This window comes from Streptomyces sp. NPDC058246 (assembly GCF_042881985.1).
GTDB lineage: Bacteria > Actinomycetota > Actinomycetes > Streptomycetales > Streptomycetaceae > Streptomyces.
The window spans coordinates 160,618-175,846 of sequence record NZ_JBHVWZ010000001.1; the positions used below are offsets into that span (position 1 = coordinate 160,618).

Annotated in this window: 14 protein-coding genes and 1 pseudogene; 12 read left to right on the plus strand and 3 right to left on the minus strand. The window is 71.4% G+C overall.

Annotated elements, in window-relative coordinates; genetic code table 11:
- Positions 1-51: 51 nt before the first annotated feature.
- From ACFVXA_RS00630 to ACFVXA_RS00685, 12 genes are all read left to right on the plus strand, one after another.
- A complete protein-coding gene (locus tag ACFVXA_RS00630; protein ID WP_362015981.1) occupies positions 52-339 on the plus strand; it encodes a winged helix-turn-helix domain-containing protein in 288 nt (95 codons plus the stop codon).
- A 343-nt stretch (positions 340-682) separates the two neighbouring features.
- Positions 683-1,159 (plus strand): fluoride efflux transporter CrcB, encoded by a 477-nt coding sequence (gene crcB, locus ACFVXA_RS00635; protein WP_390023284.1) that lies wholly within the window; start codon positions 683-685, stop codon positions 1,157-1,159.
- Positions 1,156-1,614: a DUF190 domain-containing protein gene (locus tag ACFVXA_RS00640; RefSeq protein WP_362015922.1), complete on the plus strand. Its 459-nt coding sequence runs from the start codon at positions 1,156-1,158 to the stop codon at positions 1,612-1,614. The genes crcB (ACFVXA_RS00635) and ACFVXA_RS00640 overlap by 4 nt, the downstream gene beginning before the upstream one ends.
- Positions 1,611-1,985 carry a fluoride efflux transporter CrcB gene (gene crcB, locus ACFVXA_RS00645; RefSeq protein WP_362015924.1) on the plus strand — a complete coding sequence of 125 codons (375 nt, stop codon included), beginning with the start codon at positions 1,611-1,613 and terminating at the stop codon, positions 1,983-1,985. The genes ACFVXA_RS00640 and crcB (ACFVXA_RS00645) overlap by 4 nt, the downstream gene beginning before the upstream one ends.
- Before the next feature lie 84 nt (positions 1,986-2,069).
- Complete coding sequence (locus ACFVXA_RS00650) at positions 2,070-2,906, plus strand: undecaprenyl-diphosphate phosphatase (RefSeq protein ID WP_362015926.1); 837 nt, start codon at positions 2,070-2,072, stop codon at positions 2,904-2,906.
- Positions 2,907-3,133: 227 nt separating this feature from the next.
- Entirely contained in the window at positions 3,134-3,811 is a 678-nt protein-coding gene (locus ACFVXA_RS00655; RefSeq protein WP_362015983.1) for a FadR/GntR family transcriptional regulator, read from the plus strand.
- A complete protein-coding gene (locus ACFVXA_RS00660) occupies positions 3,808-5,256 on the plus strand; it encodes an amino acid permease (RefSeq protein ID WP_390023286.1) in 1,449 nt (482 codons plus the stop codon). The genes ACFVXA_RS00655 and ACFVXA_RS00660 overlap by 4 nt, the downstream gene beginning before the upstream one ends.
- 8 nt (positions 5,257-5,264) lie before the next feature.
- Positions 5,265-6,284: an asparaginase gene (locus ACFVXA_RS00665; RefSeq protein ID WP_384397014.1), complete on the plus strand. Its 1,020-nt coding sequence runs from the start codon at positions 5,265-5,267 to the stop codon at positions 6,282-6,284.
- Positions 6,285-6,354: 70 nt separating this feature from the next.
- The gene (aspA, locus tag ACFVXA_RS00670; RefSeq protein ID WP_390023289.1) at positions 6,355-7,770 is read left to right on the plus strand and encodes an aspartate ammonia-lyase; all 1,416 of its coding nucleotides are present in this window, start codon (positions 6,355-6,357) and stop codon (positions 7,768-7,770) included.
- A 33-nt stretch (positions 7,771-7,803) separates the two neighbouring features.
- Complete coding sequence (locus tag ACFVXA_RS00675; RefSeq protein ID WP_384016624.1) at positions 7,804-8,745, plus strand: glutaminase; 942 nt, start codon at positions 7,804-7,806, stop codon at positions 8,743-8,745.
- Between the two features lie 236 nt (positions 8,746-8,981).
- Positions 8,982-10,370 (plus strand): polyprenol phosphomannose-dependent alpha 1,6 mannosyltransferase MptB, encoded by a 1,389-nt coding sequence (gene mptB, locus ACFVXA_RS00680; RefSeq protein WP_390023292.1) that lies wholly within the window; start codon positions 8,982-8,984, stop codon positions 10,368-10,370.
- A gap of 56 nt (positions 10,371-10,426) precedes the next feature.
- A complete protein-coding gene (locus ACFVXA_RS00685) occupies positions 10,427-11,809 on the plus strand; it encodes a glycosyltransferase 87 family protein (RefSeq protein WP_390023522.1) in 1,383 nt (460 codons plus the stop codon).
- 83 nt (positions 11,810-11,892) lie between these two features.
- Here the strand turns inward: ACFVXA_RS00685 and ACFVXA_RS00690 are convergent.
- The 3 genes and pseudogenes from ACFVXA_RS00690 to ACFVXA_RS00700 form a co-directional block, all read right to left on the minus strand.
- Positions 11,893-12,750: pseudogene (locus tag ACFVXA_RS00690) on the minus strand (D-alanyl-D-alanine carboxypeptidase family protein); the annotation flags it as partial.
- Between the two features lie 124 nt (positions 12,751-12,874).
- Positions 12,875-14,017, minus strand: a complete 1,143-nt coding sequence (gene rho / locus ACFVXA_RS00695; RefSeq protein ID WP_390023294.1) for a transcription termination factor Rho — start codon at positions 14,015-14,017, stop codon at positions 12,875-12,877.
- Between the two features lie 301 nt (positions 14,018-14,318).
- Positions 14,319-15,155, minus strand: a complete 837-nt coding sequence (locus ACFVXA_RS00700; protein WP_362019044.1) for a class I SAM-dependent methyltransferase — start codon at positions 15,153-15,155, stop codon at positions 14,319-14,321.
- Between the last annotated feature and the right edge of the window lie 74 nt (positions 15,156-15,229).

Sequence of the window (15,229 nt, forward strand, 5' to 3'; positions counted from 1 at the left end):
CCCCGGGCTGCGGGACAGTAGCGGGAGACCGCCGTGACGGAGGGGGACGAGATGCTGAAGGTTCCCGTCAGTGGGCAACGCCTGGACATTCTGGAGTGGCTGCGGGATCCCGCCGCGCACTTCCCACCGCAGCGCTACGGCGACCTCGTCGAGGACGGCGTCAGCCCCGCGGCCCTCGCCGCCAAGCTCGGCGTGAGCCGCGCCGTGGCACGCACGCACCTCGACGTGCTCACCGGGGTCGGGCTGCTACGGGCCAAGAAGATCAGACGGCGGACCTTCTACCGCCGCGACGAGTACCGCATCGCAGAGGTCAGCCACTTCTTCGAGAAGGGCTGGTAGCGGCTCGGGCCACTGGCGCCACGAAGGCTCCACCGGTGCGGTCCCGTGCCGCGGCGCACCGCTGCCCGGGGTCGCGCACCGGCTGCTGCCCGGGCCGCGCAACGGCTGCGTCCGGGGCCGCGCGGCGGCTGAGGCGGCGGGTGTGGCCGGTGGTCACGGGCCGATCCGGGTATGCGCGGCCGGCATCCCCGGCGTTACCCTGTTCACCGGCCGCGATCTTGTGTCGCGGCGCGGCGGTGGGGCCCGCCGTACCCGAACCGCGGCACGGCTGCCGCCAACGGTCCCTACTTGCGATGACGTGCGCCCCGGCGTCCGGGGCCCGGCGAGTAGGAGACGTACGACCATGACAGTCCCGCACCCCGAACGAGTCGACGAACCCGGCACACCCTTCCGCGTGCCCGCGCGGCGGGCCTCCCCCTGGCACGGCCAGGGCCCGGTCGTTGCGATGGTGGCTCTCGGCGGCGCCCTCGGCGCCACGGCCCGCTACGGCGCGGCGCAGCTGTGGCCGGGCGAGACGGGCGGATTCCCCTGGACCACGTTCTGGGTCAATGTCATCGGCTGCGCGGTGATCGGCGTCTTCATGGTCCTCATCACCGACGTGTGGGCGGCCCACCGGCTGGTCCGGCCCTTCTTCGGCACCGGTGTGCTCGGCGGGTTCACCACCTTCTCGACGTACGCCGTCGACATCCAGAAGCTGGTGGACGGGGGCCACCCCGGGACGGGGCTCTCCTACCTCGCCGCGACCCTGTGCGCGGCGCTCGCGGCGGTGTGGCTCGCGGTGACGGCGGGGCGCCGGGCCCTGGCACGGAGGCAACGATGACAAGACTGACGGGCAGCGCCCTGCGGGTGACGATCTTCATCGGCGAGAACGACACCTGGCACCGCAAACCGCTCTACACGGAGATCGTGCATCGCGCCCACGCGGCCGGCCTCGCGGGCGCCAGCGTCTTCCGGGGCATCGAAGGCTTCGGCGCCTCCTCTCTGATCCACACCTCCCGGCTGCTGTCGCTCAGCGAGGACCTCCCGGTGGCCATCGTGATCGTGGACACCCAGGAGCGCGTCCGCGGCTTCCTGCCCCAGCTCGACGAACTCGTCACCGAGGGCCTGGTGATTCTCGACGACTGCGAGGTCATCCGGTACGCCGGACGGGGCGGCGCTGTCGAGGACACTGCTCGCGCCGCCTTTCAGGACACCCCGCACGACATCCCCGGCGGCTCGGATCGGAAAGACTTCGGTGGGAAAGACTCGGGTGGGAAAGGTGAGAAGTCGTTGTGAACTGGCTGCTGGTGATCGTCGGCGCCGCGGTCGGAGCGCCCCTGCGCTATCTGACCGACCGGGCGGTGCAGCTGAGACACGACACGGTCTTCCCGTGGGGCACCCTCGTCGTCAACGTGACAGGCTGTCTGGTCCTGGGGCTCCTCACCGGCGCGGCCTCGGCGGGCCACGCCTCCCCGCACCTGCAACTCCTGATCGGCACGGGCCTGTGCGGGGCCCTGACCACGTACTCGACTTTCTCGTACGAGACACTGCGGCTGACCGAGACCGGCGCGGGGTTCTACGCTGCCGCCAACGTGGTGCTGAGCGTCACCGCCGGGCTGGGCGCGGCCTTCGCCGGGGTCTCGTTCGCGCAAGCTTTGTGGACCTAGGCGCAGGGCGTTCGCACGCATAGGTAAGACTGTCCCCCAGCACCGTCTACAGCACTGTCGACCAACTCCTCAGAACTGGATCCCATGAGCGTCATCAACGTCGGTCAGGCCGTCGTCCTCGGAGCCGTCGAGGGGGTGACCGAATTCCTCCCCGTCTCGTCCACCGGCCACCTGAAGATCACCGAAGGGCTGATGGGCATCCCCGTCGACGACAACGCCGTCGTCGGGTTCTCCGCGGTCATCCAGGTCGGCGCGATCGCCGCCGTGCTCGTGTACTTCTTCAAGGACATCGTGCGGATCGTCTCGGCCTGGGGGCGCGGGCTGCGCAACAGGCAGGAGCGCCAGAACCACGACTACAAGTTCGCCTGGTGGGTCATCTACGCGACCATCCCGATCGTCATCGTGGGTCTCGCCGCCAAGCCCCTCATCGAGGGCCCGCTCGCCTCGCTGTGGGTGGTCGCGGCCTCGCTGATCGTCGGCAGTGGTGTGATGTGGGCGGCGGACCAGATGGGCCGGCACAAGCGCGGTGAGGACGACACCTCGTTCAAGGACGCGATGCTGGTCGGCAGCTCCCAGATCCTCGCGCTGCTCTTCCCCGGCTTCTCGCGCTCCGGTGCGACCATGTCCACGGCGCTCATCCTCGACCTGGACCGCGTCGCGGCCACCCGGCTCTCCTTCTTTCTCGGTATCCCCGCCCTGACCGGAGCCGGCATCTACGAGCTGAAGGACGCCCTGGGCACGGGCGTCGGTGCCGCTCCGCTGGCCGTCGGCACCGTCGTCTCCTTCGTGGTCGCGTACGGCTCGATCTCCTGGCTGCTGAAGTTCGTCGCCAAGCACTCCTTCAACGCCTTCGTGATCTACCGGATCGTCATCGGTGTGGCGCTGCTCGGGCTGCTGACCACCGGCGTCCTCGACAGCTGAGGCAGCCGGCTGATCACCGAGACAGCCGAAGCGGCGACCGATCGCGGAAAGCGCTGATCACGGAAACCGCTGATCACAGGGGGTGTAAAGCCGGTTTTCAGGCTTTGCACCCCCTGAATTTTTTCTTTCGTCGCCCTTGACAGCCCCCTCCGGTCACCCGGAGGATCGGCCCCGTGAACCTGTCAGACAGCCAGACAGGTGGGTCGGTACCGCGGCGCGTCAGCGCCATGGAAGCGGTGCTCACCCACCTCCGCGGCGCCATCGAGCGCGGCGAGTACGCCATCGGCGACAAGCTCCCCTCCGAGGCGGAGCTCTGCCGCCGCCTCGAAGTCAGCCGCCCGGTGCTCCGCGAGTCGCTGCGGGCCCTGCAGGTGATGGGCCTGACCGTGTCCCGCACCGGCAAGGGCACCTTCGTGATCGCCAACACGGTCGAGGACCCGACCTTCGGCGACTACGCGGCGAGCGACCTGCTGGAAGTGCGCCGCCATGTCGAGATCCCGGTCGCCGGGTACGCGGCGGTGCGCCGCACCCCGGAGAACCTCGACCACCTGGCCCACCTCCTGGACCGGATGGAGCGGGAGACCGATACCACCGCGTGGGTCGCGATGGACACGATCTTCCACATCGCCGTCGCCGAGGCCTCCCAGAACCCGGTCTTCCGCCGGGTCATCGAGGAGATCCGCGACGCGCTGGCCCGTCAGTCGGCGTTCCTGAACGAACTCGGCGGCCGGCGGGAGCAGTCCAACCGCGAGCACCGGGCCATCGTCGAGGCGCTGATCGACGGCAGTGAACACGACGCGGTGGAGGCGATGTCCCATCACCTCGACCGCGTGGAGACCACCCTCACCGACATCGTGCGCCCCGCGCACACGGACACCCCAACGGAAGGCGGACCCGAGGCGTGAGCGAGCAGTCCCTCCAGCAAGAGGCCACCCCGGCCGCGAAGCCGACCGCGCACGTCGACGCCGGAGACGCGGGCTACAGCAAGTCACTGAAGTCCCGGCACGTCAACATGATCGCCATTGGCGGAGCCATCGGCACCGGCCTCTTCCTCGGCGCCGGCGGCCGCCTCGCCGACGCCGGCCCCTCCCTCTTCGTCGCGTACGCGGTCTGCGGCCTGTTCGCCTTCCTGGTCGTCCGCGCGCTCGGCGAACTCGTCCTCTACCGGCCCTCGTCCGGCGCCTTCGTCTCCTACGCCCGGGAATTCCTCGGCGAGAAGGGCGCGTACGTCGCGGGCTGGATGTACTTCCTGAACTGGGCCACCACCGGTATCGCCGACATCACCGCGGTGGCCGTCTACACCCACTACTGGGGCATGTTCTCCGACATCCCGCAGTGGGTGATCGCGCTCATCGCGCTCGCCGTCGTCCTCACGGTGAACCTGATATCCGTACGCATGTTTGGCGAACTGGAGTTCTGGTTCGCGATCATCAAGGTGAGCGCGCTCGTCGCCTTCATGCTCATCGGCATCTTCCTGCTGGTCACCCAGCACCCGGTCGACGGCCACCACCCTGGCCCGTCCCTGATCACCGACAACGGCGGCGTCTTCCCCAACGGACTGCTGCCGATGCTGCTGATCATCCAGGGCGTGGTCTTCGCCTACGCCTCCGTCGAGCTGGTCGGCGTCGCCGCGGGCGAGACCGCGAACCCCGAAAAGATCATGCCGAAGGCCATCAACTCGATCATGTGGCGCGTCGGCCTCTTCTACGTCGGCTCCGTGGTCCTCCTGTCGATGCTGCTGCCCTGGAGCACGTACAGCGCGGACCAGAGCCCCTTCGTCACCGTGCTGTCCCACGTCGGCATCCCGGCCGCGGGCGGCGTCATGAACCTGGTCGTCCTCACCGCCGCCATGTCGTCCCTCAACTCCGGGCTGTACTCCACCGGCCGCATCCTGCGCTCCATGGCGATGTCGGGCTCGGCACCCAGGTTCACCGGCGTGATGAGCCGCAGCCAGGTCCCGTACGGCGGCATCCTGCTCACCAGCGGCATCTGCGTCCTCGGCGTCGGCCTCAACTTCGTCGTACCCGCCGACGCCTTCGAGATCGTGCTGAACTTCGCGGCGATCGGCATCCTCGCCACCTGGGGCATGATCATGCTCTGTCACCTGCTGTTCTGGCGGAAGACCCGGAACGGCGAGCTGTCCAGGCCGGGTTACCGCCTTCCCGGCTCGCCGTGGACCGAGATCGTGACCCTCGGCTTCCTCGCCTCCGTGCTCGCGCTGATGTACGCCGACGGGGGAGCGGGCCGCACGACCGTGCTGTGTCTGCCGCTGATCGTGGCCGCGCTCGTCGCGGGCTGGTACGGAGTGCGCCGCCGGGTCGCCGGGATACGCGGCGGGACCGACGCGTGAACCCCATCATGACCGACGGCAGTTCGCTCGCCGCGGCCCCGGCCGTCCGCGAACCCCTGCACGCCCCCGTCGCCCATCTCCTACGCGGCGGTGTCATCGAGGGCATCCACTACGGCTCCGTCGTCGTGCTGGCCGCCGACGGCGGTGTGGAACTGCAACTCGGCGACATCGAGGCCGCCTTCTATCCGCGCTCGGCGCTCAAGCCCGTCCAGGCCGTGGCCATGCTGCGGGCCGGGCTGCCCCTGGACGGCGAACTGCTCTCGCTGGCCGCCGCCAGCCACTCCGGCGAGGAGCGGCATCTCGCCGGGACCCGGCGCATCCTGGAGCTCGCCGGCCTCGCCGAGGACCGGCTGCGCAACGTACGGGACCTGCCCTTCGACCCGGTCGTCCGAGAGGCCTGGGTGCGCGAGGGCCGGCTGCCCTCCCGGCTCGCCCAGAACTGCTCGGGCAAGCACGCGGCCATGCTGTACACCGCCCACCTCAACGGCTGGTCGCTCGACGACTACCTCGACCCGGCGCACCCGCTCCAGCAGGCCATCGCGGAGATCGTCGAGGACCTCACCGGACAGGCCATCGCCCAGGTGACCGTCGACGGCTGCGGCGCGCCCCTGTTCTCCGTCTCGCTGCACGGGCTCGCCCGCGCCGCCGCCCGAATCACCACCGCCGCGCCGGGCACCCCCGAGGCACGGGTGGCCGACGCGATGCGTGAGCACGCCGAGATGGCCTCGGGCTCCGGACGCGACGTTGCCGCGCTGATGCGGGCCGTGCCCGGGCTGCTCGTCAAGGACGGCTTCGAAGGCGTGCAGGTGGCCGCGCTGCCGGACGGCCGCGCCGTCGCCGTGAAGATCGCCGACGGCGCCGACCGGGCGCGCGTCCCGGTCGCCGCGGCCGCCCTCGCGCGCAGCGGGGTCGACCCGGCGGCGCTCGCCGAGTTCGCGGGCGCACCGCTCCTCGGGGGCGGCGCGGTGGTCGGGCACATCCGGCCGGCCCGAGCCCTCGATCCCCGCACGCACCCCACGTACGCCTGAACCGCCCACCTGAGAGGCAGGCACCTCCGTACGCCTGACTCACCCCTTCCGAAAGAAGACCCGCACCGATATGACCGCCGCAGCCCACCGCAGCGAACACGACCTGCTCGGAGACCGCGACGTCCCCGCCGACGCGTACTGGGGCATCCACACCCTGCGCGCCACGGAGAACTTCCCCATCACGGGCACGCCGATCTCCGCCTACCCGCACCTGATCGACGCCCTCGCCGCCGTCAAGGAGGCCGCCGCCCGTGCCAACGAGGAACTCGGCTTGTTGGAGCCGCGCAAGGCGGCCGCCATCGTCGAGGCCTGCCGGGAGATCCGGGACGGCAAACTGCACGACCAGTTCGTCGTCGACGTCATCCAGGGGGGCGCCGGCACCTCGACCAACATGAACGCCAACGAGGTCGTCGCCAACCGGGCGTTGGAACTGCTCGGCCACGACAAGGGCGACTATCCGCACCTCCACCCCAACGAGGACGTCAATCTCGGCCAGTCCACCAACGACGTCTACCCGACCGCCGTCAAGGTCGCCACCGTCTTCGCGGTGCGCGGGCTGCTCACGGCGATGGTCGTGCTCCAGGACGCCTTCGCCGCCAAGGCCGTGGAGTTCCGCGATGTCCTGAAGATGGGCCGCACGCAGCTCCAGGACGCGGTGCCCATGACGCTCGGGCAGGAGTTCTCGACGTTCGCCGTCATGCTCGACGAGGACCGCAGCCGGCTCTCCGAGGCGGTCGAGCTGATCCACGAGATCAACCTCGGCGCCACCGCGATCGGCACCGGCCTCAACGCCCCCGCCGGGTACGCGGAATCCGCGCGCCGCCACCTCGCCGGGATCACCGGTCTTCCGCTGGTCACCGCCGCCAACCTGGTCGAGGCGACGCAGGACTGCGGCGCGTTCGTCCAGATGTCGGGCGTGCTGAAGCGGATCGCGGTCAAGCTCTCCAAGAGCTGCAACGACCTGCGGCTGCTGTCCTCCGGGCCGCGCGCGGGCCTCAACGAGATCAACCTGCCGCCGGTGCAGGCGGGTTCGAGCATCATGCCCGGCAAGGTCAACCCGGTCATACCCGAGGTCGTCAACCAGGTCGCCTTCGAGGTGATCGGCAACGACGTCACCATCACCATGGCCGCGGAGGCCGGGCAGCTCCAGCTCAACGCCTTCGAGCCGATCATCCTGCACTCCCTGTCCGAGTCCCTCACCCATCTGCGCACCGCGTGCCTGACGCTCGCCGAGCGCTGCGTCGCGGGCATCACGGCGAACACCGAGGAGCTGCGGGCGGCCGTGGAGAACTCCATCGGACTGGTGACCGCCCTCAACCCGCACATCGGGTACACGGCCGCCACCGACATTGCCAAGGAAGCCCTCGCCACCGGGCGCGGCGTCGCCGAACTCGTCCTGGAGAAGGGGCTGTTGCCCGCCGAGCGGCTCGCCGAGCTGCTGCGGCCCGAGGTCGTCGCCGGCAACGGCACCCCACGGGCGGTCTGACCCGATGAGCACCCGGACCGGCCGGGCGGCACAATGGTGATCATGTCCGCGTCTCCGTCGTCCTTCACCTTCCAGCCGGTCCTGGAGCGCATCGCCACCGAGATCGCGCAGACGCCGGGGCGCGGGCGGCCCGCCGACTACATCCCGGCGCTCGCCGCCTGCGACCCGCGCCGCTTCGGCATGGCCGTCGCGGAGCTCGACGGCACGGTGTACGGCGTGGGGGACTGGCGGCAGCCGTTCTCCACGCAGTCGATCACCAAGGTCTTCACCCTCGCTCTCGACCTGGCCCGCGAGGGCGACGAGCTGTGGGAGCACGTCGGCCGCGAGCCCTCCGGCAACCCCTTCAACTCCCTGGTGCAGCTGGAGTACGAGAACGGCATCCCGCGCAACCCCTTCATCAACGCGGGCGCCCTCGTCGTGACCGACCGGCTGCAGACCCGGACCGGCGACGCGGCGGGCACCCTGCTGGAGTTCCTGCGCACCGAGAGCGGCAACCCCCGGCTGACGTTCGACGACGGCGTCGCCGCCTCCGAGGCCCTGCACGGCGACCGCAACGCAGCACTCGGCCACTTCATGGCGTCGTACGGCAACATCGACAACCCGGTGCCGGTCCTCCTCGACCAGTACTTCCGGCAGTGCTCGATCGAGGCGTCCTGCGCCGACCTCGCCCTCGCCACCGGATTCCTGGCCCGCCACGGCAGCCGCGCCGACGGCTCCCGGTTGCTGACCCAGAGCCAGGCCAAGCAGGTCAACGCGGTGATGCTCACCTGCGGGACCTACGACGCGGCGGGCGACTTCGCATACCGCGTCGGCCTGCCGGGCAAGAGCGGCGTCGGCGGGGGCATCATCGCGGTCGTCCCCGGCCGCTGCACGCTGTGCGTGTGGAGCCCCGGCCTGGACGAGCGGGGCAACTCCGTGGCAGGCGTGGCGGCCCTGGACCGCTTCACGACACTAACGGGCGTGTCGGTGTTCTGAGGACGGGAGGTCAAGCGCCCCCAGGGGCGCGGGGAACTGCGCGGCCGGCCGAGACCGGCCCGCAGATCACGTACGATCCGCGGATATTCGTCGCACCCCGCAGATCACGAACGAATCGCCGCTTCTCGGCGCACTTCGCAGGGTGACCACGAGGCGGTCACGCGAAGGCCCCCGCCCGGAAGGCACCGCGTCGCCTTCCGGCCACCCGGCGTTGACACGCTTTCCGAGTGTTGGCCATGGCTTTTCCCGTCGATCTCCGCCGCTGCCAGGCCCTGGGCCTGGCCGGTACCGCCTTCCTCGCGTTGGGAGGTGAGGCGGCCGGGGCCCTGCCCGTGCGCGACCTCCTCGCCCCCGACTCCGGGCGGGCCGTGCTCGGCGTGGTCGGCGTGTACTTCGGAGTCGTCCTGCTGATAGCGGCGTGGGCGCTCCTCGGCACGGTGGTACGGGGCCCGGAACCGCCGACTCCACGCGCCCTGCTGCTGGTTCTGGCCGTGTGGGCGGCGCCCCTGCTGCTGGCACCGCCGCTGTTCAGCCGGGACGTGTACAGCTATCTCGCGCAGGGCGCGATGGTCGACGCGCACATCGACGTGTACGCGCACGGGCCGGCGCAGCTCGGCGGCCCGCTCGCCGACGAGGTGGCACCGGTGTGGCAGCAGACCACGACGCCGTACGGGCCGGTCTTCCTCGCCGTCGCCTCCGCGCTGTCCGGACTCACCCGCGGGGAGATCCCGGCCGGACTGCTCGGGATGCGTCTGGTCGCGCTGCTCGGCGTCGCCCTGATGGCGGCGGCGTTGCCCCGCCTCGCCCGGCACAGCGGCGCCGATCCGGCCGCCGCGCTGTGGCTGGGCGCACTCAACCCCCTCGTCCTGCTCCACCTGGTGGCCGGCGCGCACAATGACGCCATCATGCTCGGCCTGCTCGGCGTCGGACTGGTGGCCGCGCGCGGCCGGTGGCACGTCCTGGGCGTCGTCCTCGTCACGCTCTCCGCGCTGGTGAAGGCACCCGCGGCGCTCGGCCTGCTCGCGGTCGTCGCACTGCGCGGGCGCCGGGGGTGGGTGAAGACCGTCCTGACCACGTCGGTGGTCGCCCTCGCCACCACCGCCGCGGCAACCGCCGCGACCGGTACGGGATACGGCTGGATCGCGGCCCTGCAGACCCCCGTCTCCCCGCACAACTGGTCGCCCACCAGCGTCCTCGGCCGCGTCACCGGCACCGTGCTGCAAAGACTCGGCAGCGGCCTCGCGCCCCTCGCCCAGCCCTTCTGGCACACGGCGGGACTCGCGCTGACCGTGATCGCGGTCCTGTTCATATGGCTGCGCCTCAGGCCCGGCCCGGTCTACGCGCTGGGCCTGAGCCTGGCCGCCGTGGCCGTGTTCGGCCCGGCGATCCGGCCCTGGTACGCGCTGTGGGGCCTGTTCCTCATCGCCGCCGCCGCGCCGAGCGGTCCGGTACGGCACCGGGTCGCGGCCGCCAGCGCGGTGCTCGCGCTCGCCGTACTGCCGAGCGGGAGCCCACCGGACGTCGAACAGGTGGTCCTGGCCGTGTCCGGCGGCGTACTCGCCCTGGTCGTGCTCTGGCAGGCCCACCAGGCGGCGCAGACACCGGTGCTCGGGCGGACGGCATGAGAGGGCTGGGCGGCACGAGAGGGATGAGCGGTGTGAGAGGGCATGACAGGACCAGGATGCTGAGCGGCGTCAGAGGGCTGGACACCGATCGCCGGCGGTTCGTGTTCGTGGTCGGACTCGCCGTCGCCGTGGCCGTGTTCACCGCCACCGTGCCGCTCCTGCGCGACTGGTTCGACCTGCGCGTCTACTACGGGACGATCGACACCTGGGTCCACCATGGCGGCCGGATCTACGACTACCGGGTGCCGGGAACGACATACGGCTTCACCTATCCGCCGTTCGCGGCCCTCGGCATGCTGCCGATGGCGCTGGTCGGCCTGCGGACGGCCATCGCCATCGGGCTGCTGCTCAACCTCGCCGCCCTCGCGGCCGTGGTGTGGATCCTGGTCGGGCCCGCGCTGCGCCGCTACGGCTGGTTCGGCTACGCCTTGACGGCCTGTCTGCTGGCCCTGCTCGAACCGGTCCGCGACACCTTCAGCTTCGGCCAGGTGAACCTGCTGCTCCTGGCCCTCGTGCTGAGCGACGCGTGGCTGCTGTCCACCGGCCGGGGCCGGTGGACGGGTGTCGGTATCGGCCTGGCCGCGGCGGTCAAGCTCACCCCCGCGCTCTTCATCGTCCTGCTGCTGCTCGCCCGCCGCGGGCGCGCCGCCGGGGTCGCGACGGCCGTCGCGACGGCGGCCACCGCGCTGGCCGCCTGGGTGGCACCGGACGCCTCCCGCTTCTACTGGACCGACGCGGTGTGGGACACGGGCCGCATCGGGCGGCTCGCCTATGTGTCCAACCAGTCCGTGCAGGGCGTCCTGGCCCGGCTCGCGGCACCGGGCGAACCGAGCAGGGCCGCCTGGACCACGGCCGTCCTGCTGGTCCTGTGCGTGTGGGCGTGGCGGACCTCCCGCGCGCTGGCCGACGCGGACTGGGCGGCCGCGTTCGCCCTCACCGGACTCGCGGCCTGCCTCGTCAGCCCGGTCACCTGGGTCCACCATCTCGTCTGGCTGCTGCCGTCCTTCGCCGTCCTGCTGCACCGGCGCCGACTGCGGGTCGCCGCCGGACTGTACGCGGTGCTGTGCAGCAGCGTGGTGTGGCTGTGGTTCGACGACGCGTCCGGCCTCGGCGGCTTTCTCGGCAGCAACACGTATACGTGGATCACGCTCGGGCTGCTGCTCTGGCTGCCGGCCGGTCAGTCGCGGCTGGCCCGCCCGTTCTTGAGCCGCAGGGCCAGCGCCACGCCACCGGCGCCCAGACCGGCCGCGCCCGCGATGCCGGCCGCGTCGGGCCAGCCGTCCCCTCCGTCCGCGGGCTCCCCGCGCACGGTGAGGGCCGCGGGCAGCGCGGCCGGTGCCGACGGCGCCACGGCACGGGTGTCGACCAGCGATCCGACGGGGGCGACGTGCCCGGACGCCTTGAAGCCCCAGTCGAGCAGCGAGCGAGCCTCCTCGTAGACGGCGAATCCGCCGCCTTCCTGAGGGTTCATCACGGTGACGACGAGGGTGCGCCCGCCCCGCCGCGCGGCGGCGACGAGCGTGTTGCCCGCGTTGCTGGTGTAGCCGTTCTTGATACCGATCAGGCCCGGGTACCGCTCCACCCCGTCGGCGCCGGTCAGCAGCCGGTTGGTGTTCTCGATCTCGTACGGCCAGCCGTCGCCGGGGAACATGGCCTGGGCGGTGGAGCAGTACCGTGCGAAGTCCGGGTTGCGCAGCCCCGCGCGCCCGAAGACCGCCAGGTCGTACGCCGACGAGACCTGGCCGGGTGCGTCATACCCGTCGGGTGAGACGACGTGGGTGTCGAGCGCGCCGAGGGATCGGGCCTTGGCCTGCATCCGGGTGGCCGTGGTCTCCCAGCCGCCGTTCATCGCGGCCAGCACGTGCACGGCGTCGTTGCCGGAGTTGAGAAAGACACCCCGCCACAGGTCGGCCACACGGTAGGTGTGCCCCTCCGTGACGCCCACCAGGCTGCTGCCGTCGCCGATGCCCTCCAGCTCCGCCTCCTTGACGGTGTGCCGGACGCCGCCGGGCAGCACCGGGAGCACCGTGAGGGCGAAGAGGGTCTTCAAGGTGCTGGCGGGCGGCAGTTTGAGGTGGGCGTCGTGCGCGGCGAGGACGGCGCCCGTGCGGGCGTCGGCCACCAGCCACGACAGTGCGGAGACGTCCTGGGGGACCTCGGGTGCCCCGGCTCGCGGCCGTACCTGCGTCCCGGACCGGTACAGCGGCGGCGGCTGCGAGGCCGTGGGCCTCGGCGCGCCGGGATCCCTGTGGGCCAGGGCGACGGCCGGACTGGGAGCGAGGGCCAGCGCGCCGACCACGCACAGGGCGGCACACGAGACGGCGACGCGGGGGATGCCGGTGCGGGAGGCGGCGACGCGGGATGAGGATCCGATGGTCATACCGCAAACGTAGGAACCGAGGCGCCGTACACCGGGGTGCCAGGCCCGAGCGGCGGGATCGAGCACCCGGATGCCGCACGTGAGAGGCGTTGTCCGGCGACTGTCGTCGGGGAGACGAGAGGGGTCAGGCGCCCGGCAGGGTGGGCTGCACCTGGCGCAGGAAGGTCGCGTTGTCCGGGGTGGCGCGCATCCGGTCCAGGAGGGTTTCGAGGCTCGCCTGCCCGTCCCGCGTGTGCAGGGCGCGCCGCAGCCCGCGCAGAGCCGTCAATTCGGCGGCGGGAACCAGGAGTTCCTCGCGACGGGTGCCGGACGGGGTGATGTCGACGGCGGGGAAGACGCGCCGGGCGGCGAGCGCCCGGTCGAGGCGGAGCTCCATGTTGCCGGTGCTCTTGAGCTCCTCGAAGAAGTAGTCGTCGGCACGGGAGCCGGTCTCCACCAGGGCGGTGGCGAGGATGGTGAGCGAGCCGCCCTCCTCGGCGAGGCGGGCGGCGCCGAAGAACCGCTTGGGGCCGTGCACGGCGGCCGCGTCGACGCCGCCGCTGAGGGTGCGGCCACCGGATGCGGCCGCGTTGTTGTGCGCCCGGCACAGCCGGGTCAGGGAGTCCATCAGGATGACGACGTCCTCGCCCTGCTCGACGAGCCGTTTGGCCCGCTCGATGACGAGCTCGGCGAGCGCGATGTGCTGCTTCGGCGTCTTGTCGAAGGTCGAGGCGTACACCTCGCCCCGGACGGAGCGCCGCATGTCGGTGACCTCTTCGGGCCGCTCGTCGAGCAGCAGCACCATCAGGTGGCATTCGGGGTGGTTGCCCGCGACGGCGGCGGCGATCTGCTGGAGCAGCACGGTCTTGCCGGTCTTGGGCGGGGCGACGATCAGGCCGCGCTGGCCCTTGCCGACCGGCGAGACCAGATCGACGAGGCGTCCGGCCAGGCCGCTCGCCGGGTGTTCCAGGCGGAGCCGCGTGTGGGGGTGCAGCGGGGTGAGGTCGCCGAAGTGCGGGCGGTGGCGCAGCTCTTGGGGCGTGCGGCCGTTGATCCGCTCGATCTCGGCGAGCGCGCGGGGTCCGCCGCGTACGCCTTCGACGGTGTCGCCTTTGCGCAGGCCGTGCCGGCGGATCAGCGCGGCGGAGACCTGGACGTCGTTCGGTGTGGGCAGGCAGCTGTCGGCGGCGCGCAGGTACCCCTGCCCGTTGTGCGCGATGTCGAGGACACCGGCGGCCGGGGCCGGAGGCTGCTGCCCTACAGGAGGGCGTTCGAGTGTGGTGGTCATGGTGGGGGTCCTTTCCAGGACGGATGCATGAGGTCATGAGGAAGGGAGGGGGGTGTGCCGGGGGAGGCGGCGTGCTCACGCCTCGGTGCGGCGGGGAGACATCACCTCGGGTACGGCGGACGGAACGAACTGCCCGTGGCCGTGGTCAGGAGGTGGTGACGAGAAGCTGGTCCGCCGGTCCACGAGCGACGGGCGTGTCAGCGAGATGAGGTGGAAACGGCACCGGCGCCCGGGACGGGGCGTACACAAGTGCTGACAGCACTGTACCACCCGTCGCCCGGCGCCGGCCGTGATGTGCGTCTCAGCGGCTCGCGAGCAGGCCGTACAGCAGGGGGATGCGCGGCTCGTTCTGCGGCAGGCGCCACCATCCGGACGGGGTGCGGGTCATCTGCGGCCATCGGGGCCAGGGCAGTTCGTCGCTCTCCCGCAGTCGCCGAATGCGCAGATCCGCCCCGATCAGGGCGTTGATGACGTCGTCCAGCCCGTGCATCCACTCATAACTGTCGGTCGCGCCCCGCACGGCGGGACCGTCCGTGTAGGTGTACGTCGCGTCCCGGTGGACGGCGTCCCGGCCGCCCAAGTAGTCGTGGCGCAACAGCAGTTCCTCGCCCTCGCCTTCGGCGGGCTTGGGGCCCAGCGAGTTGAGCAGGGGATGGAACTCGGCGATGTACAACCGCCCCTCCGGGCGCAGGAGTCGAGCGATGACGGCGGCCCAGCGCTCCAGGTCGGGCAGATAGCACAGGGCGCCCTTGCCGGTGTAGATCACGTCGAACTGCCGCCCGTCCAGGGCCTCGACGGCGTCGTACACATTGGCCCGTACGTACGAGACGTCGGCGCCCGCCCGGGCCGCGATGTCGGTGGCGGCCGCCACGGACGCCTCGGAGATGTCGAGCCCGACCGCGCGTGCGCCGCGCTCGGCGAAGGCGATCGTCTCGGTGCCGAGGTGACATTGGAGGTGGAGCATGTCGAGGCCCGCCAGCTCGCCGAGGTCCTCCCATTCGAAGGCGGCGAACCAGCGGGACGGGTCGAGCTTTCCGTCCAGCCCGTAGAACCGGCTGGCGAGGTGGACGGGGGTGCGGGCGTCCCAGTTGGCCTGGTTGGCCCGCATCATCCGCTCGTGCTCGTGCTCGTCGGTCATGGGGCCATCCAACCGTGCGCGACCGGTGATCGGTGGACAGATCTGCGGAACGCAGAGAAGGAACCTCTCACGCG